Genomic DNA, 17,549 nt, shown 5'->3' on the forward strand with positions numbered 1-17,549 from the left:
ATGGCAACCATTGAAGTAACCGATACCCCGAGTCTGGCTGCCACATTCTTCCGCGCACTGGGCACTGGCGCCAAGCGTCCCGGATTGGTCAAGAGCCTGCCGCCGGTAGAACTGGTTTTGCCGCGCGTGGAACTCAATGCCCAGCATATCGGCCAGTACTCGGCCCTGTGCGGTTTCAAGTTGGCTCAGGGTGTGCCGCTGATATACCCGCAGTTGCTCACCTTTCCGCTGGTCACGGCCTATATGTGTTCACCCGAATGCCCCTGGCCTGCCATAGGCACAATGCATTTGGCCAACACCATTACCCAACGCAGCGCTTTGCATGCGGGTGACGTGGTGCGGGTGGAGATGTCTCCTGGACAGTTGTTGGCCCACGAAAAGGGACAGGTCTTTACGTTGGACTTGCGCATTCTGCGCGGTGACGAATTGGCGTGGTCTGCGACCCAAAGCCTGTTGCGTGTCGGTGTCAAGGAGACCACCGGCGCCCCGTACGCCAGTCAAATTGTTGCCGACGCGCCGCTGTCCTGTCAGACCGAATTTGGTGCCACCGCGGACATCGGCCGTCGCTACGGTGCAGTGTCGGGCGATCGCAACCCTATCCATATGTCGGCGCTTTCGGCCAAGCTGTTCGGGTTTAAACGTGCGATTGCCCACGGCATGTGGACCAATGCCCGCGCGCTGTCCTGCTTGCTGCCGTCTACGCCGTTGGAGCAAGGCACCCTGGCAGTGGAATTCAAGACACCCTTGTACCTGCCAGGCCGCGCTTCCTTGTGGAGCGCCCGCTCTGACGATGGCGCCTTCTTTGAAGTGCGCGATGCCAAGGGCCAAAAACCCCATTTGCGTGGCCAGCTCAGCTACTAACCCCTTTTTGTTGAAACGAATCCCAACCATGAACTCCACTATTCGTCGCGTCGCCATTCTGGGCGGCAACCGCATTCCTTTTGCCCGCTCTAACACCGTCTATTCCCAGGCATCCAACCATGAAATGCTGACCGCCACGCTGCAAGGCCTGGTAGACCGCTTCAACCTGCACGGCGAGCGCATGGGTGATGTGGTGGCTGGTGCGGTCATGAAGCATTCACGTGATTTCAATCTGGTCCGCGAAAGCGTGCTGTCCACCACACTGGCCCGCGAAACCCCGGCGTTTGACATTCAGCAGGCTTGTGGCACGGGTCTGGAAGCCGCCATGATCGTCGCCAACAAGATCGCCTTGGGTCATATCGAATGCGGTATTGCTGGCGGTGTGGACACTACGTCTGACGCACCCATTGCCCTGAACGAAAAGCTGCGCAGAATCCTACTGGATCTGTCCCGCGCCAAGACGGCTGCCCAGCGCCTCGCCGTTGCTGCACGCATCCGCCCCGCCATGCTGGTGCAACCTTCGTTGCCGCGCAATGGCGAGCCGCGCACCGGCTTGTCCATGGGCGAGCACGCCGAACAAATGGCGCGCGAGTGGGGCATTCCCCGCGAAGCCCAGGATGAACTGGCGTTCAAGAGCCACCACAACCTGGCGCAAGCCTATGACAACGGCTTTTTCACCGACTTGATGACGCCGTTCAAGGGTGTCACCAAAGACAACAACTTGCGTGCCGACCTCAGTATTGAGAAGCTGCGCAGCCTCAAGCCGGTGTTCGACAAAAAAGTTGCTCCCGGCCAAGGCACGTTGACCGCCGGCAATTCCACACCGCTGACAGATGGTGCCTCTGCCGTGCTGCTGGCCAGCGAAGAATGGGCCGCCGCGCACAACCTGCCAGTGTTGGCTTACCTGACCTTTAGCGAAGTGGCTGCCGTGGACTTCTTTGACAAAAAGGAAGGCCTCTTGATGGCACCTGCCTACGCCGTGCCGCGCATGCTGGCGCGCGCGGGCCTGACGCTGCAGGATTTTGATTACTACGAAATCCACGAAGCCTTTGCCGCCCAGGTGCTGTGCACCCTGAGCGCCTGGCAAGACAAGACCTTCTGCAAAGAACAATTGGGCCTGTCCAAACCTCTGGGCAAGATTGACATGAAGAAGCTCAACGTCAACGGCAGTTCGCTCGCCGCTGGCCACCCCTTTGCTGCCACCGGTGGGCGCATTGTGGCCACGCTGGCCAAGATGCTGGCGCAAAAGGGGTCGGGCCGTGGCCTGATTTCTATCTGCGCAGCTGGCGGGCAGGGTGTTGTGGCCATCATTGAGAGGTAATCCCCATGCACCAGTACAAAGCCCCCCTGCGCGATATGCGCTTTTTGATCAATGAGGTGCTTGACTACCCAGCGCACTACAGCAGTTTGCCCAATGGCGCAGATGCAACACCTGAAATGGTGGACGCCATTTTGGAAGGCGCTGCGACCTTGTGTGAAGAGGTGCTGGCGCCCCTGAATGCATCCGGCGACAAAGAGGGCTGCCACCTGAACGATGGTGTGGTCACAACGCCCAAGGGTTTCAAGGAGGCGTACGCCCAGTTTGTGGCAGGTGGCTGGCAGGGCCTGTCGTTCCCGGAGGAATACGGTGGCCAGGGCCTGCCGATGTCGTTGAATTTGTTCAAGTCCGAAATGATGGGGGCGGCCAATTGGGCATTCACCATGTACCCCGGCCTGAGTATTGGCTGTATCAACACGCTGTTGCAATACGGCACTGACAGCATCAAATCGCGGTACCTGCCGCACCTGGTGTCGGGCGAATGGTCGGGCACCATGTGCCTGACCGAACCGCAATGTGGTACTGACCTGGGGCAAATCAAAACCCGGGCCGAACCGCAGCCAAATGGCAGCTACGTGCTCACTGGGACCAAGATTTTTATCTCGTCCGGTGATCACGATCTGGCCGAAAACATCATTCACATCGTGTTGGCGCGTCTGCCTGGCGCACCGGCCGGTACCCGTGGCATCTCGCTGTTTGTGGTACCCAAGTGGGTGGTCGCGGCTGACGGCACTGTGGGTGCGCGCAATGGCGTGAACACCGGCTCGCTGGAGCACAAAATGGGCATCAACGCGAATGCCACCGCCGTGCTGAACTTTGATGGCGCCATCGGCACCCTGATTGGTGAACCCAACAAGGGCCTGGAGGCCATGTTCACCTTCATGAACACTGCCCGCATCGGAACCGCCATTCAGGGCGTGGCCCATGCAGAGTTGTCGTTTCAGGGGGCCTTGCCCTACGCGCTGGAGCGCCGCTCCATGCGGGCACTGTCCGGCAAGAAAGAGCCGGATCAGGTGGCTGACGCACTGATTTGGCACCCCGATGTGCGGCGCATGCTGCTCACACAAAAAGCTGTTGCAGAAGGTGGGCGCGCCATGGTGTACGCCGCTGCACAAATTGCCGACAAGATGTTTTTGGCCGGGCAGACCGGTGACCAGGCCGCTTATGCCAAATTTGACAATGAGTTGGGTTTCTATACGCCCATTCTCAAAGGCTTTTTGACAGAAATGGGTCTGGAGGCGGCCAACCTGGGCATGCAGGTTTTTGGCGGGCACGGCTACATTGGCGAACACGGCATGGAGCAAATTGCCCGCGACGCCCGCATCTCCACCCTGTACGAAGGCACCACCGGCATTCAGGCGTTGGATCTGCTGGGCCGCAAGGTTCTTTTGGGTTCCAAAGGCAAATGCGTACGTGATTTCAGCGGCACGGTGCTGCGTTTTGCCAAGCCACATGCGCTCAATCGGGGGCCGATCGGCGGCATGGCGCGCACTCTGGTGCGCCGCACGGCCCAGTGGAACCTGCTGACCACGCTAATCATGCTGCGCGCCTCCAAAGACCGCGAGCAGGTGGGTTCGTCCAGCGTGGACTACCTGATGTACAGCGGTTTTGTGATGATGGGCTATTTCTGGGCACTGCAGGCCGCCAAGGCCACTGAACTGCTGGCGAGCGGCACAGGCAAAGAGTCGGCCGAGTTTTACACTGCCAAAATCCAGACGGCAGAGTTCTACTTCGCACGTTTGCTGCCGCGCGCCGACGCCCACTACAGCGCGGCGCTGGCTCCTGCCCGCAGCGTGATGCAAATGAAGGCGAGCAGCTTTCTGATGGCGTAAGCACCGTCACTTGCTCCTGAAGCCCCAATTTGATGGCGGGGCGTTAGGCACAGGTGTTGTGGGGGCGTCTTGCAGGGGGTGGCTGGGCGGGTAAAATCGGCAGGCTTTGAACGCTGCCCATTCAGCGCAGCGTTTGAAAAATGGTTTTGCTTCACCGTCCTTTTTCTCAGCCCAACTTCAGGCCGCCCCTGTGACACTGCATATCTCCACTTTCGAGGGCAGCAATGCCCTGAGCAGCTTCCGCGTTCAACAACTCCTGCCGGCCCTGCATGCGATCAACGACAAGATTGCGTCGATTGCAGCGCGCTTTGTGCATCTGGCTGGCAGCGACACCGCCCCTGTTGCAGCCCTGAACGCCCAACTGGCGGCCCTGTTGACCTATGGCGACCCCTACACCGGCCCCATCGACGGGCCGCTGATCGTGGTATCACCCCGCTTGGGCACCGTGTCGCCCTGGGCGTCCAAGGCTACCGACATTGCCCACAACTGCGGTCTGGCGGTGCACCGCATCGAGCGCCTGGTCGAATATCGCCTGACGCTCAAAAATGGCCTGCTATCCAAGGCTGCGCTCAACGCAGAGCAAATGCAGCAAGTGGCAGCCCTGTTGCATGATCGCATGACCGAGAGCGCCATGTTGGAGCGCAACCAGGCCTATGCCTTGTTCAGCGCACTGCAAGCCGCACCCATGGACCATGTGGACGTGCTGCGCGGTGGCAAGGACGCACTGGTCAAGGCCAATGTGCAGTTTGGCCTGGCCCTGGCGGCCGACGAGATCGACTACCTGGTTAACGCATTCAATACCTTGGGGCGCAACCCCACGGATGTGGAGCTGATGATGTTTGCCCAAGCCAACAGCGAGCACTGCCGCCACAAAATCTTCAACGCCCAGTTCACCATTGACGGCGTGGCGCAAGACAAGAGCATGTTCGGCATGATCCGCAACACGCACCAACTGGCACCCCAGCACATGCTGGTGGCATACTCGGATAACGCCTCCGTGATGGAAGGCGTTGCCGTAGAAAGGTTTGTAGCAAAATCAGCCTCTAGCCCTCGTGCAATATGCGCTCCCAGCTATGAAAAGCATAGTGAAACAAACCACATTCTGATGAAGGTGGAAACTCACAACCACCCCACGGCCATCAGCCCATTCCCCGGTGCCTCCACTGGCGCGGGTGGCGAAATTCGTGACGAAGGTGCCACCGGGCGCGGATCAAAACCCAAGGCCGGCCTGACCGGCTTTACCGTCTCCAAACTCTGGCCCCAAGACGGCGTGCCCGCTTTTGGCAAGCCTGAACACATTGCCAGTCCGCTGCAAATCATGACGGAAGGCCCACTGGGCGGTGCAGCCTTCAACAACGAATTTGGCCGGCCCAACCTGCTGGGTTACTTCCGCGAATACGAGCAAAGCGTAGCCAGCAATGTGGACACCGTGCAGCGCGGCTACCACAAGCCCATCATGATTGCCGGTGGCCTGGGCGTGATCGACGCCGGTCAGACCCACAAAATTGCGTTCCCGGCTGGCAGCCTGCTGATCCAACTGGGTGGCCCCGGCATGCGTATCGGCATGGGCGGTAGCGCAGCCAGCTCCATGGCCACGGGTGCGAATGCGGCCGAGCTGGACTTTGATTCGGTGCAGCGCGGCAACCCCGAGATCGAGCGCCGGGCGCAAGAGGTCATCAACCAGTGCTGGATTCAGGGTGACGCCAATCCCATTCTGGCGATTCACGACGTGGGCGCGGGTGGCCTCTCTAACGCCTTCCCCGAGCTGGCCAACGACGCAGGCCGCGGCGCGCGCTTCGATTTGCGCGCCATCCAGCTCGAAGAGTCCGGCATGGCGCCCAAAGAAATTTGGTGCAACGAAAGCCAAGAACGCTATGTGCTGGCCATCGCCCCCGAGTCGCTGGAACAGTTCCAGGCATTGTGCGAGCGCGAGCGTTGCCCATTTGCGGTGATTGGCGTCGCCACGGAAGAGCGCGAACTGGTGGTGTACGACAGCGACGCCGGGCCGCGCGGGGGGCCGGGGGGGGGGGGGGGGGGGGGGGGGGGGGGGCGCCCGAACCGGGGGGGGGGGGACAAGGAGGGGGTACCAGTTCATATGCCCATGAACGTGCTGCTGGGCAAGCCGCCCAAGATGCACCGCGATGTCAAGACCGTGGCGCGCCAGTTCAAGCCCTTGGACCTGACCGGTGTGGACCTGCAAAAAGCCGTCATCGACGTGCTGGCCCACCCCACGGTGGCGTCCAAGCGCTTCCTCATCACCATTGGCGACCGCACCGTGGGTGGCTTGACCCACCGCGACCAAATGGTCGGCCCCTGGCAGGTGCCGGTGGCAGATTGCGCCGTGACGCTGGCCGACTTCAAGGGCTTTGCCGGTGAGGCCATGTCCATGGGCGAGCGCACGCCGCTGGCCTCTCTGGATGCGCCCGCATCGGGCCGCATGGCGGTGGCTGAGGCCATTACCAACTTGCTGGCCGCGCCGATTGAACTACCCCGCGTCAAGCTGTCGGCCAACTGGATGGCCGCCTGCGGTGAAGCGGGCGAAGACGCCGCGCTGTACGCCACGGTGAAGGCCGTGGGCATGGAGCTGTGCCCCGCGTTGGGTATCTCGATTCCCGTGGGCAAAGATTCACTGTCCATGCGCACGCAGTGGAAAGATGCGCAGGGCGACAAGAAGGTCACATCCCCCGTGTCCTTGATCGTTACCGCCTTCGCCACGCTGGCCGATGTGCGCGGCACGCTCACACCCGAGCTGAACCGCACGGACGACACCACGCTGGTACTGATCGACCTGGGCCACGGCCAAAACCGCATGGCCACCAGCATCCTGGCGCAAACGCTGAACCAGGTGGGTTGCCCCCAAAAGGATGGTGTGCCCGATCTGGACACCGCGCAAGACCTGATGAATCTGGTCGAAGCCATCAACTTCCTGCGCGCCAAGGGCATGATCCTAGCCTACCACGACCGCAGTGATGGCGGCCTGTTGGCCACGGTAGCCGAGATGGCGTTTGCCGGCAAGGTGGGCGTGGCGCTTAACGTGGACATGCTGGTGCTCGAAGGCGATGGCATCACGGACAGCCGCATGGACGCGGGCGATGCCAAGAACTGGGCCAGCCAGGTCGGCGGTCGCCGTGATGAGCTCACGCTCAAGGCCCTGTTCAGCGAAGAGCTGGGCGTGGTGCTGCAGGTGCGCACCACACAGCGTGGCGACGTGATGCAGGTGCTGCGCGCGCACGGTCTGTCGCAGCACAGCCACTTCATCGGCAAGACCCGCCCTGAGTCCAGCAAGATGGAGGCCGGCAAGAACGAGCTGCACATCTGGCGCGACGCCAAATCCATCTTCAAGGCCAGCCTGTCCGATCTGCACCAGGTCTGGGACGCGGTGAGCTGGAAGATTTGCCAGCAGCGCGACAACCCGGCTGGCGCCGATGCCGAGCACGCCGCCGCTGGTGCGGTGGGCGACCCGGGGCTGCATATTTATATGCCAAATCAGGCTCTAGCCCTCGTCGAATCTACACAAGCCACTATCAAAGCAGGAGCATCTACAACAATAGGTATAGCCCCTGCGGTGCTCACCAGCCGCCCCAAGGTGGCTGTATTGCGTGAGCAGGGCGTCAATTCCCATGTGGAAATGGCCTACGCCTTCACCGAAGCAGGCTTTGAAGCCTATGACGTGCACATGACCGATTTGCAAACGGGTCGCGCAAGATTAGCCGATTTCAAAGGCGTGGTGGCCTGCGGTGGGTTCAGCTATGGCGACACGCTGGGTGCTGGCATTGGCTGGGCGCGCAGCATCACCTTCAACGCTGCGCTGGCCGAGCAGTTCAAGGCCTTCTTTGGCCGGGACGACACCTTTGGCCTGGGCGTTTGCAACGGCTGCCAGATGTTTGCCGAACTGGCCGACATCATCCCCGGCGCCCAAGACTGGCCACGCTTCACCACCAACCAGAGCGAGCGCTTTGAAGCGCGTTTGTCCATGGTGGAGGTGCTGGAGTCGCCCAGCCTGTTCTTCAAGGATCTGGCCGGCATGCGCATGCCCATTGCCGTGGCGCACGGTGAGGGCTTTGCCAACTTCAAGTACCGGGGCGATGCGACCAAGGCGATTGCCGCCATGCGCTTTGTGGACAACATGGGTGCGGCCACCGAAGCCTACCCCTTTAACCCCAATGGCAGCCCGGCCGGTTTGACGGCGGTGACCACGGCAGACGGGCGCTTCACCGCATTGATGCCGCACCCCGAGCGGGTGTTCCGCAACATCCAGATGAGCTGGAACGGCTTGGATGCCAACGCCCACAGCCCGTGGATGGAACTGTGGCGCAACGCAAGACGTTGGGTGGGGTAGGGGATTTGCAAAACACCCACAATGGCCGCATGAAACACCATAAATCGTTCCTTGTCACCATTTTGGGGTCTATTCTGGCCTTGTGCAGCGTGCCTGCGGCCATGGCGCAAACCCCGCCTGCCGTGGCCGCCGCAACGACAGCCGCCGCGCCGGCTGCCTGTCCCGCCATTTTGAAACACGATTTCCCGCGTTTGCAGGACGATGCACCGCAGAACCTGTGCCAATACGCGGGCAAGGTGCTGCTGGTGGTCAACACGGCCAGCTACTGCGGATTCACGCGCCAGTACGAAGGCCTGGAGGCCTTGCACGCCAAGTACCTGGACAAAGGCTTGGTGGTGCTGGGTTTTCCAAGCAACCAGTTTGGCAAGCAGGAGCCGGGTAACTCCAAGGAGATAGCGGACTTCTGCTTCAACACCTATGGGGTGAAGTTCCCCATGTTCGCCAAAACCGATGTACGCGGTGACGCGCGCAATGCCTTGTATGCCGATTTGCTCAAAGCCACCAAGGTCGAGCCCAAGTGGAATTTCAATAAATACCTGGTGGACCGCAAGGGCAATGTGGTGTCGTACTACCCCAGCGATGTAGAGCCTGACAGCACCAAACTGGTGTCCGCCATTGAGAAGGCGCTGAACCAGAAGATGTAAATCTGATGGGCTGCGGGGACCTACAGCAGGAAAACCAGCGCGGCCACCGCCGTTGGCGCCAGTGCACCCAGCAATAGTTCGCCAGCGCCAATGGATTCATCATTGAAGCCCCGGCGCAACAACGCCACACCTGCCGGGTTCGGGCGCGTTGGCAATTACCGTCAAGCCCCCCCCTGCCACGGCACCAGCTACCAGCGCGTATTTGGCGGGGTCGGTCATGCCTTCAATCAATGAGCCCAGGTAGGTGAGCGCCGCGTTGTCGGTCAGCGCCGTTAACCCCAATGCGCCAAAGAACAGGGCCGTTGGCTGCAGGCTGCTGACGATGGGTTGCAGCCACCACTGCTGCATGCCGCCCAGAACCACCAGCCCGGCCAGAAAGAATCCCACCAGCAAACCCTCTTTGAGGATTAACGGACTTTGGAAATGGGCATAAGCTTGGGTGAACCCCAAAAAGAACAGGAACAATCCAAGAAAAATGACCGGATGGTGGGCAAACACCACCACGCCGGCCAGAAACACCAGGTGAATAACCCGCACCGTCAGGGGCACGGGCAGCTCTGCATTGGCTTCTGCCGCAATTGGAACTTCAGTTACGTATTGGCGCAGTACGAACGTCATCACGCTGGCATTGAACAACACAGCAATGGCCGCGCGCCAGCCGAAGGTGCTGGCCATGAACGCACTGTCCCAGTTCCAGGCGCCAGCCACCATTAGCACTGGGGGTGCGGCAAAGGATGTGAGTGTTCCGCCAATGGACACATTGACAAACAGCACGCCCAGGGCGGCATACTTGCGCCACTCAGGTATGCCAGGCCGAAATACCAACGGTGCCAGCAATAGTGCGGCCAGCGTCATTGCGGCCGGCTCAGTGATGAAAGAGCCAATCAGCGGCACCAGCGCCAAGCACAACCAAGTCTGGGCCAGGGCCGAAGGCACCGGAGCCAGTCGTGCAAGCATAACGACCAAACTTTCAACAGTGAGCAAAACTGGGCGCGATGCTGCCACTACCATGATGACGAATACAAACAAGGGCTCGGTGTATTGCAGCGACTCGGCATAAGCAATGGCCTGTTCGCCACCACGCACCAAAGCCATGGCCACGATCATTACAAAGGCCCAAAAACCGAATACCACCTCCACTTCACCCAGCAGGTGGAATAGCCCCGAATGCCGCTCGCTACGGTGTGCAAGTTGCTCAAACTGTTTGGCGCAAAAAGTGTGTAGCAGCGCCAGTGCAAACAGGCCCGCGGCCACGTACTCCATGGACATCATGGCGCGGTCAGGGGGTAGTGTCCACGCCAACCAGCTCAGCCAGTTCAGCCGTGGTCATGGCACCATTGTGGGTAATGGTCTGACCAGTGCGGACGTTCTTCACGATGACAAAGGGAACGGATTCAGCTCCAAAGCCATTGAGCAGTTTGGTATTGGCCTTGATGGTTTGCTCCACGTCCGACGGCACGCTGGAAGGTGCTGATATACCCCCTCGACCACCCAGCAGGGAGGCTTCATGCTCGGTCATCAGTGCCAGCGGGTCAGCCGCACCCAACATGGCGGCGCCCTGGGTCAGGCTGGACGCGTTGATCCAGGCCACCGGAATCCACTGGAACTTGATTTTTTTGTGCAAGGGCAGCGATGCTTGCCACAGGTGCCCGCAGTGCGGACACTGGGGATCAAAAAAAACGTAGACCGTGTTGGCACTCATCAGTGCCCCAACGGTGAAGCCCTTGGCTCCCTTGGTCACGGCTTGGATGGATACTTCTGGGCTGGTGGCTTTGGCGTCGTCTTGCTTTGAACAGCCGCCCAGTAACATGGCTGACAGTGTGAGAGCGAAAAATATTGATCGATAAAAATTCATGACTGAAAAATACAACCTATGCAATGTCTAGCTGCCACTAGGTTTGCGAGGCGTTGGCGGCATTCTAATGAGCAGTTCTTCTGCGAGGGACATCGGCACGGTTTCCGAAAAGTCCGGTTCAGTGAGGGCCATCGGCACGGTTTCCAAAAAGTCCGGTTCAGGCAAGCGGGGTACGTCGGAAAACAGGGCCCAGGTGGACTCGCTATTTGCCTCGACTGCCTGCGGAACCGGAATAGGGTCACCGGGCATGTAACGATCCTGCTCGGGCGTTGTTGGTGGCGCTGCCGGCTTTGTTGGTGGCGCTGCCGGCTTTGTTGGTTGGCTTTTCACGGCAATTCCTATATTGAAAATGACTTTTCAACTGTAGCGGATTCGCTGTCTCCCTGCAATTTGGTATGGGAAAGCACCATCATGGGGCAATATTGCACTCTCGACGCAACAGTGCCAATGCGTCTTTGAGCGCGTAGTCATGGTCGCTTTGCAACGTGGCTTGCGCCTCGTCAACAAAGGATTCCCACAGATGCAGGTAGTCCGCTTGGTGTTGTTGTGGTGCGTGGTGCTGAATGAACTGACGCGCCAATTCGGCGTCCAGCCCACTCTTGCGAATCTTGCGCAGCAAGGTGACGGCGTTCTTTTCGCTCAGCACGGTTTTGCCAGTGCTGGCAGCTGATAAGCACAGAAACAGCGTTAGCAGCGAGCAGTCGTCATCGTGCCCACTGGTGGCCTTGGTCCAGTTAGCCGAGGCAGTGCGGTCAAAGTGTTCCACTTCAGCTAGAGCGTCTTCCTGCCAAAAATATCGCCCCAGAAAGGCCGGCGTTTGGTCAAACAGCTTGCGCACGGGCAAGGTGGCATCCAGAATTTTGGGCAGGTCGGTCAGTACGGACTGGCGTACGCGCTCTACCTCACCCTGGAAGGCTTGGGGTAAGCCTTTGGGCACGGGCAGCGGGAAAGCTGCGGGGGCGGCGCCATCGACGAGCGGATATTTCTTGCGAATGCCCAACACCATCTTCTCGAAAGCCACCCAGTCGGGCATCGCGTTGCGCTTGGTTGCATGGGCCAGCAGGGCGGTGCGAATGACGGCCTCAGCGTCTTTACCGGCCTCTTCCAGATCAGCCGCGTCCAGGCCCAGTGATTCGGCCAACCAAATGGCGGCGTCCACCAGCTTGGCTACTTGCTGACGTACGGCTAGTTCGGCCTGGTATTCGGGCAGGGTACGCAGGGTCCATTTGGCCAGTAGCGGGATCTGCTCATCGCGAAAACCACCAGTACCCTCATGCATGCCAAAGTGGCTGTTCTGCGGCATGGCAATCAAGGCCTTGAGCATGTCCGATCCAGCCTTGGAACGTGACAGAAAGGAGTGATCACGCAGTGATTCGGCCGCTGCGTGCAGATCGCCACCACTGGTGTACTCCAGGTGCAAGCTGACCAGGTTGACCATCCGGTCCCTGGCCTTTTCGAGCTCGGGGCGCAGGAACTCCGAGCCAAAGTAGCGGGCGATCTGCACCATGCCTTTGGGGGCGTCGTTGCAGATCGAATCGAGCTTGTCCGGGTGGAGGATGCCGTGCTGTACGCCAAAGGCCACTGCTTTCTCAAAGAAGGGGCGGGCGTCGAACAGTGAGACGGCTTGGGGTTGCTGCGCTGAGGCTTTCATCGGTTAGATGGCAGATTCCTCGTCATCGTCACGGGCCGCAGGTGTGGCCTTGCCGCGGTCGGTGTCACCGGTCTCCACCTTGCCGTCGTCTTCCTCAGATTCGTCCATGCCTTCTTCGTCCTCGCCCAGATCATGGGCGCGGGCCTTGGCACGCAACACCAATACGGTCTCGGTAAACAAGTCAGGACACTGGTAGCGCAGCAGCCAAGCCATCTGCATCCAATCCTGGTCAGTTACTTCGTCCAGCTCCAACTTGGGTGGAACATAAGCGCAGGCCAACAGTGCGGATTCCGACAACATTTCACCGTCGTCTTCCACCGAGTCAAACGTGCTGGTGCGGGCAAAGCTTCGATGCGGCTCCATTTTTTCGAAAAATAGTCGGCCAAGGCTTCGGCGCCGCCTTCGAGGTCACCAATGGCGGTGAGGAACTCGACGGGGTCGGCGTCTTCGCGGAAGATGACCGAATTCATCATGCCGCGCAGGTGCGTGCGGGTCAGGTCTTTGTATTGTTTTTCGATAACCACGGCACGGGCAAACATCTCTGGCGTGACCATCAGGTTGATGACCGATTCACGGGAATTGTCGTATTCGCGAATCACCGCCAAAATGTCCTTGGGCGGTAATTGCTCCAACACCACCATCAGGGCGCCATCGCCTTCGGTGTCGGCCAGTTCCACCAACGCGGATTCAGCGCCTACGATGTCGCCAGCGGCAATCAGACTTTGTGTCTTGGCGATCAGGGTCAGATGATTGCTCATGGTGGGTTTCACTCCTTGCGGTCAAAACCTTGCGAGGCCATCCAGTCGGCTCCGGCTTCGTCGCGGAGGCGGGCTTCCTGCTCTTCGGCATCTTCATCCTCGGATTCTTCACGCTCGTCGGCGTCTGCAAAGTGGGGGTGCTCGGGTTGGTGGTAAAGGTATTCCAGTGCGACAGCCACTGCCAGGAACCAGTCGCCCATGGGCTGCTTTTGCACGGTTTCGACTAAATCACGGGTCCAGGGCTCCAGGGCAATCGAATCTGTGAGGCTGTTCCACTCGGGCAATTCGTCCGCATCCAGGCTGACCAGGTGGTCCATCATTGCCAGTTCGGTAAATCGAAAGCCTTTGTGGAAAACCACGGCTACCATCTCAGGGCTGATCTCCAGCATGTGAACCAGAAACTCCATCTCTTTTCGGCGCTGCAACAGGCGTTTGCCCAGGATGTTGTTGCCTTCGGAATCGGAGGTCAGGTCATCGAGTTCCGCGACGTAGGCTGTGCGCAGGTTACGAAAGTAGGGGGAAATGTTCATGCGTTGTGGGCTCTCTCAGATCAATCGGTTGAAATAGTGGTTCCAGATATCGCGGGCTGTGTCAATCGGACTGTCCAGCAGGTTCCGCCGGCGGTTGTCGTCATAGGCCTGGCGTTTACTCTCGTCTGACAGAACGTCATAGGCTTCCTGCACAGAACGGAACCGCGCCGGGGCCTGTGGGTCTGGGTTACGGTCGGGATGATGAAGAGAAGCCTGTTGGCGAAATGCCTTCTTGATATCGGCAAGGGTTACTGCGCTATTGACCCCCAAGGCCGCATAGTGGTCTTTCATGAAGCGCCTTTCACGGGAAAAACCCTTCATTTTACCGGAATGGCCGTGACTGTGCTTTGTGTCCCTGGCTAACGGCATTTAAGCTTAGCAAGTCATGCGCATGTTGTTTGGCCCAGGGGAGGGTACCAATGGCTACAGGGTCATGCTACTCTGTGAAAATCAAAGCACTTATATCCTCCTAGGTCAGGTTCATCGCCTAGCCAACCATGTACAGTGCCCCTGGAAAATATTGAAGTGCAATCCGGTGCATATCTGGGCGGGTGAAAGTTACATAAAGGTAGGAAAAATATGACCAAAGGAATGATTCTGGCTGCAGGGCAGGGTACTCGGGTACGCCCGCTGACCAAGGATTTGCCCAAACCCATGGTGCCTATTTTGGGCAGGCCGGTGATGGAATACCTCATAGAGCACATGGCCCGCCATGGTATCCGCCAGATCATGATCAACGTGGCCTACCACCACCGTAAGATTGAAGAGTATTTTGGTGACGGCAGCCGCTGGGGAGTGGAAATTGGCTACTCCTACGAAGGTGCGCTGGAACATGGCGAAATCGTGCCACGCCCCCGTGGATCGGCCGGGGGGATGCGCCATATTCAGGATTTTTCTGGCTTTTTTGATGAAACCACGCTGGTGTTGTGTGGCGATGCACTAATCGACCTCGATATTGGTGCCTCCGTGAGCGAGCATCGCGCCAAAGGTGCGGTGGCAAGCGTGGTGTCGCTGGACGTGCCCCGGGAACACGTCGACTCCTACGGCATTGTGGTGGCGGACAGAGAGGGGAGGGTGCAGTCATTTCAGGAAAAACCCAAACCCGAGGACGCACTTTCAACACTGGCCAGTACTGGTATCTATCTGTTTGAACCCAGTGTGGTGGACTTGATCCCGACAGGAACCAATTTTGATATTGGCTCGCAATTATTTCCCATGTTGGTTGAGAAGAAGTTGCCGTTTTTTGTGCAAAACCGGTTCTTTAACTGGATCGACATTGGGCGGGTTAGTGACTACTGGAGCGTATTGCAACGGGTGCTGCGCGGCGAAGTGGCTCACATGAATATGCCGGGCCACCAGGTGCGTCCCGGTATATGGGTTGGGCTAAACACCAAGATCGATTGGGACACTGTGCAGATTGAAGGGCCGGTGTACATCGGCTCCAGCGCGCGGGTGGAGTCGGGTTCCCGCATCATTGGCCCTGCCTGGATTGGTCATGGCTGCCACATCCGTTCTGGAGCCACCGTGGCACGCAGCATACTGTTTGAGTACACACGCATTGGCAAGGACATGCAGTTTATCGACATGGTTGTATCTCCCCAATACTGCGTAAGTAAAACTGGGAAAACCAACTATCGCGGTGACGACAATTGCGAACTGCGGTGGAGTGATGCGAGGGGTTAAAAGCGCCCTTGCAGATAGCTGATGATTTCTTTCGATCCATTCAGCCATTGCACATGACCGCTCTGGTCGGCAATCTTCAGGCAAGGTACCTTGGTCAGGCCGGAGCCAATTAGCAGGTCTGCGCGGTTCTTTTCGTCATGCTGCGCATCACGATGTTCAATCGGAAGCGATAACCGGTGCATTTCACGGCGTACCTTGAGGCAAAACGGACAGGTTCTGAACTGGTACAAGGTGAGGTCTTTGCACTGTTGATCTATTTCAGTTTGAAGCGCTGGCTCCCGTTTTAATCCACGTGGGCGACTGACAACCTCCCACAGCAACATGAACGGGCCAAGCACGATGCGCAGTGTTTTGAAAAACAGTCGTATGAAAGATTTCATCATTGAGATGGGAAAAGAAAAAACCCCGCAATCTTGCAACGGCGGGGTTTTTTTGCCTTGCGGCTAATCTGGCTCCTCAACCTGGGCTCGAACCAGGGACCTACGGATTAACAGTCCGGCGCTCTACCAACTGAGCTATTGAGGAATGAAGCCTCAGATTATAGCGTGAGAATTTTGCGTTTTCTAAGGCGAGAGAAGTTTTTTGAGGCTTTCTAGCTCGCACATCAGTCAAACACTGGGGATTCCACGCCCAACAACTTGTGCAAGTTTGGACTTGTAGTGGTGTACTGCAACATTACACGTTTATCTGGGTAAATGATGGGCATGGCACCAAAGGCTGCCAGGGCACATTCGTGAAAACCACTGAGTATCAACTTCTTTTTGCCAGGATAAATGTTGATGTCACCGACCGCAAAAATTCCGGGTATGTTAGTGGAAAACTTCTCGGTATCCACCATGAGTTGCTTGCGTTCAATATCCAGGCCCCAGCCAGCAATGGGCCCCAATTTGGGCGACAGGCCAAGGAAGACCAGTAGCCTGTCCAGCGGCACCTGGCGAATCAGCCCATCAGACCCTGTGACCTTGATAGCGGTGAGGCGATCATCGACTGCCTCACAGCCGGTGACCTGACCCGCCAGGAATTGCATTGCATGAGCATCGCACAGTGCACGTATTTTGGCCTCATTGGCGGGCGCCGCATTGAAGCCGTCCCGGCGGTGGATCAGGACAACACTCTGCGCCTTGTTTGGGTTTCCGTCCTGATTGCCCGCGCAAAAGCGCAGGGCCCAATCCAGTGCGGAGTCACCACCACCCACGATGACCAGGTTTTTTCCGGCAAAGTCAGCAGGGTTCATTACGCGATACGACAGTTGGCTGCCTTCAAATCGGCGCAGACCTTCAACCTTGAGCGTGCGAGGCTGGAAGGCCCCTACGCCAGCGGCTATGAATATGGTTTTTGTCAGGAATCGGGTACCCAGACTGGTTTCAACCAGAAAGCGGCCATCATCCTGTTTTTGTACGAGGGAGACTACCTGCCCGTAATGAAAGGTCGCTCCAAAGGGGGCAATTTGTTGTAGCAGGCGGTCAATTAGCTCCCGTCCGGTGCAGACTGGCACGGCAGGAATGTCATAAATGGGCTTGTCCGGGTACAACTCCACACACTGGCCACCAGGGTAGGGCAGTGAGTCGATGACATGGGCCTTGATTTCAAGCAGGCCCAACTCAAACACCTGGAACAGGCCCACAGGGCCTGCACCTATGATGACGGCGTCGGTCTCAATCACACCGCGTAGCGTTAACGGATCAAGTACTGTAATTTACCTTCCTTGTCCTTCCACTCCTCAGCCTCTGGCAACTCGCCTTTACGTTTGGTAATGCTCTTCCAGCCGGGTAGCTTGGCCAACTCGGCGTTGAGCTTGGTCATGTGGCGCTGATCAGCAGGCACGTCTTCTTCGGCGTAAATGGCGTTGACCGGGCACTCGGGGATGCAGACGGCACAGTCAATGCACTCATCCGGATCAATGGTCAAAAAGTTGGGGCCTTCCCGGAAACAGTCAACGGGGCAGACGTCGACGCAATCGGTGTACTTGCACTTGATGCAAGCTTCTGTGACGGTATGGGTCATTTTGTTTTCTTGGACGGGGTATTACAACCCCCCGATTTTATTGGCAATTGTTGACGCCACCTGCGATCGGGTTA

General features: G+C 58.5%; 15 protein-coding genes, 1 tRNA gene and 2 pseudogenes. 7 read left to right on the forward strand and 11 right to left on the reverse strand.

Translation table 11 applies throughout. The annotated features are described in order from the left end of the window. From IPI80_RS05030 to IPI80_RS05050, 5 genes are all read left to right on the forward strand, one after another. Complete coding sequence (locus IPI80_RS05030) at nucleotides 1-861, forward strand: MaoC/PaaZ C-terminal domain-containing protein (RefSeq protein WP_413857812.1); 861 nt, start codon at nucleotides 1-3, stop codon at nucleotides 859-861. 28 nt (nucleotides 862-889) lie between these two features. Further along, the gene (locus IPI80_RS05035) at nucleotides 890-2,182 is read left to right on the forward strand and encodes an acetyl-CoA C-acetyltransferase (RefSeq protein WP_413857814.1); all 1,293 of its coding nucleotides are present in this window, start codon (nucleotides 890-892) and stop codon (nucleotides 2,180-2,182) included. Between the two features lie 5 nt (nucleotides 2,183-2,187). Then, nucleotides 2,188-4,011, forward strand: a complete 1,824-nt coding sequence (locus IPI80_RS05040; RefSeq protein WP_413857816.1) for an acyl-CoA dehydrogenase C-terminal domain-containing protein — start codon at nucleotides 2,188-2,190, stop codon at nucleotides 4,009-4,011. Nucleotides 4,012-4,201: 190 nt separating this feature from the next. After that, entirely contained in the window at nucleotides 4,202-8,350 is a 4,149-nt protein-coding gene (purL, locus tag IPI80_RS05045) for a phosphoribosylformylglycinamidine synthase (protein WP_413857818.1), read from the forward strand. 29 nt (nucleotides 8,351-8,379) lie between these two features. Then, entirely contained in the window at nucleotides 8,380-8,994 is a 615-nt protein-coding gene (locus IPI80_RS05050; protein ID WP_413857820.1) for a glutathione peroxidase, read from the forward strand. Between the two features lie 20 nt (nucleotides 8,995-9,014). Here IPI80_RS05050 and IPI80_RS05055 read toward each other — a convergent pair. The 7 genes and pseudogenes from IPI80_RS05055 to IPI80_RS05085 all read right to left on the reverse strand — a co-directional run bounded on the left by IPI80_RS05055 (nucleotide 9,015) and on the right by IPI80_RS05085 (nucleotide 14,079). Then, nucleotides 9,015-10,266 (reverse strand): annotated as a pseudogene (locus tag IPI80_RS05055) (putative Na+/H+ antiporter). 7 nt (nucleotides 10,267-10,273) lie between these two features. Next, a complete protein-coding gene (locus tag IPI80_RS05060; protein WP_413857822.1) occupies nucleotides 10,274-10,804 on the reverse strand; it encodes a DsbC family protein in 531 nt (176 codons plus the stop codon). A gap of 72 nt (nucleotides 10,805-10,876) precedes the next feature. After that, nucleotides 10,877-11,179, reverse strand: coding sequence for a hypothetical protein (locus IPI80_RS05065; RefSeq protein WP_413857823.1), 303 nt, complete (start codon nucleotides 11,177-11,179; stop codon nucleotides 10,877-10,879). Nucleotides 11,180-11,258: 79 nt separating this feature from the next. Then, on the reverse strand, nucleotides 11,259-12,500 hold the full coding sequence (locus tag IPI80_RS05070; protein WP_413857825.1) for a hypothetical protein: 1,242 nt from the start codon (nucleotides 12,498-12,500) through the stop codon (nucleotides 11,259-11,261). A gap of 3 nt (nucleotides 12,501-12,503) precedes the next feature. Further along, nucleotides 12,504-13,258: pseudogene (locus IPI80_RS05075) on the reverse strand (hypothetical protein). Nucleotides 13,259-13,266: 8 nt separating this feature from the next. After that, nucleotides 13,267-13,788 (reverse strand): hypothetical protein, encoded by a 522-nt coding sequence (locus IPI80_RS05080; protein ID WP_413857827.1) that lies wholly within the window; start codon nucleotides 13,786-13,788, stop codon nucleotides 13,267-13,269. Nucleotides 13,789-13,803: 15 nt separating this feature from the next. After that, on the reverse strand, nucleotides 13,804-14,079 hold the full coding sequence (locus tag IPI80_RS05085) for a DnaJ domain-containing protein (RefSeq protein WP_413857829.1): 276 nt from the start codon (nucleotides 14,077-14,079) through the stop codon (nucleotides 13,804-13,806). A gap of 142 nt (nucleotides 14,080-14,221) precedes the next feature. Here IPI80_RS05085 and IPI80_RS05090 point away from each other — a divergent pair, with 142 nt between their 5' ends. Next, nucleotides 14,222-14,371: a hypothetical protein gene (locus IPI80_RS05090; protein ID WP_413858681.1), complete on the forward strand. Its 150-nt coding sequence runs from the start codon at nucleotides 14,222-14,224 to the stop codon at nucleotides 14,369-14,371. Then, a complete protein-coding gene (locus IPI80_RS05095; RefSeq protein WP_413857831.1) occupies nucleotides 14,368-15,471 on the forward strand; it encodes a sugar phosphate nucleotidyltransferase in 1,104 nt (367 codons plus the stop codon). Before IPI80_RS05090 ends, IPI80_RS05095 begins: the two co-directional genes overlap by 4 nt. Here IPI80_RS05095 and IPI80_RS05100 read toward each other — a convergent pair. The 4 genes from IPI80_RS05100 to fdxA all read right to left on the reverse strand — a co-directional run bounded on the left by IPI80_RS05100 (nucleotide 15,468) and on the right by fdxA (nucleotide 17,475). Then, the gene (locus IPI80_RS05100; RefSeq protein ID WP_413857833.1) at nucleotides 15,468-15,854 is read right to left on the reverse strand and encodes a glutaredoxin family protein; all 387 of its coding nucleotides are present in this window, start codon (nucleotides 15,852-15,854) and stop codon (nucleotides 15,468-15,470) included. The two genes, IPI80_RS05095 and IPI80_RS05100, sit on opposite strands and share 4 nt — an antisense overlap. Before the next feature lie 66 nt (nucleotides 15,855-15,920). Further along, nucleotides 15,921-15,996 (reverse strand) — tRNA-Asn (locus tag IPI80_RS05105). A 79-nt stretch (nucleotides 15,997-16,075) separates the two neighbouring features. Continuing rightward, complete coding sequence (locus IPI80_RS05110; RefSeq protein ID WP_413858683.1) at nucleotides 16,076-17,167, reverse strand: NAD(P)/FAD-dependent oxidoreductase; 1,092 nt, start codon at nucleotides 17,165-17,167, stop codon at nucleotides 16,076-16,078. Next, nucleotides 17,146-17,475 (reverse strand): ferredoxin FdxA, encoded by a 330-nt coding sequence (gene fdxA, locus IPI80_RS05115; protein WP_413857835.1) that lies wholly within the window; start codon nucleotides 17,473-17,475, stop codon nucleotides 17,146-17,148. Before fdxA ends, IPI80_RS05110 begins: the two co-directional genes overlap by 22 nt. Nucleotides 17,476-17,549 lie beyond the last annotated feature (74 nt).

This window comes from Candidatus Aalborgicola defluviihabitans, from assembly GCF_016705985.1.
Classification (GTDB): domain Bacteria; phylum Pseudomonadota; class Gammaproteobacteria; order Burkholderiales; family Burkholderiaceae_C; genus Allorhodoferax; species Allorhodoferax defluviihabitans.

What these genes read in the sequence shown, in the direction of transcription:
- IPI80_RS05080 (WP_413857827.1), bottom strand. Translation starts at nt 13,788, where the DNA reads ATGAACATTTCCCCCTACTTTCGTAACCTGCGCACAGCCTACGTCGCG.
- IPI80_RS05040 (WP_413857816.1), top strand. Translation starts at nt 2,188, where the DNA reads ATGCACCAGTACAAAGCCCCCCTGCGCGATATGCGCTTTTTGATCAAT.
- fdxA (WP_413857835.1), bottom strand. Translation starts at nt 17,475, where the DNA reads ATGACCCATACCGTCACAGAAGCTTGCATCAAGTGCAAGTACACCGAT.
- IPI80_RS05070 (WP_413857825.1), bottom strand. Translation starts at nt 12,500, where the DNA reads ATGAAAGCCTCAGCGCAGCAACCCCAAGCCGTCTCACTGTTCGACGCC.
- IPI80_RS05030 (WP_413857812.1), top strand. Translation starts at nt 1, where the DNA reads ATGGCAACCATTGAAGTAACCGATACCCCGAGTCTGGCTGCCACATTC.
- IPI80_RS05090 (WP_413858681.1), top strand. Translation starts at nt 14,222, where the DNA reads ATGCTACTCTGTGAAAATCAAAGCACTTATATCCTCCTAGGTCAGGTT.
- IPI80_RS05060 (WP_413857822.1), bottom strand. Translation starts at nt 10,804, where the DNA reads ATGTTACTGGGCGGCTGTTCAAAGCAAGACGACGCCAAAGCCACCAGC.
- IPI80_RS05100 (WP_413857833.1), bottom strand. Translation starts at nt 15,854, where the DNA reads ATGATGAAATCTTTCATACGACTGTTTTTCAAAACACTGCGCATCGTG.
- IPI80_RS05050 (WP_413857820.1), top strand. Translation starts at nt 8,380, where the DNA reads ATGAAACACCATAAATCGTTCCTTGTCACCATTTTGGGGTCTATTCTG.
- IPI80_RS05035 (WP_413857814.1), top strand. Translation starts at nt 890, where the DNA reads ATGAACTCCACTATTCGTCGCGTCGCCATTCTGGGCGGCAACCGCATT.
- IPI80_RS05085 (WP_413857829.1), bottom strand. Translation starts at nt 14,079, where the DNA reads ATGAAAGACCACTATGCGGCCTTGGGGGTCAATAGCGCAGTAACCCTT.
- IPI80_RS05095 (WP_413857831.1), top strand. Translation starts at nt 14,368, where the DNA reads ATGACCAAAGGAATGATTCTGGCTGCAGGGCAGGGTACTCGGGTACGC.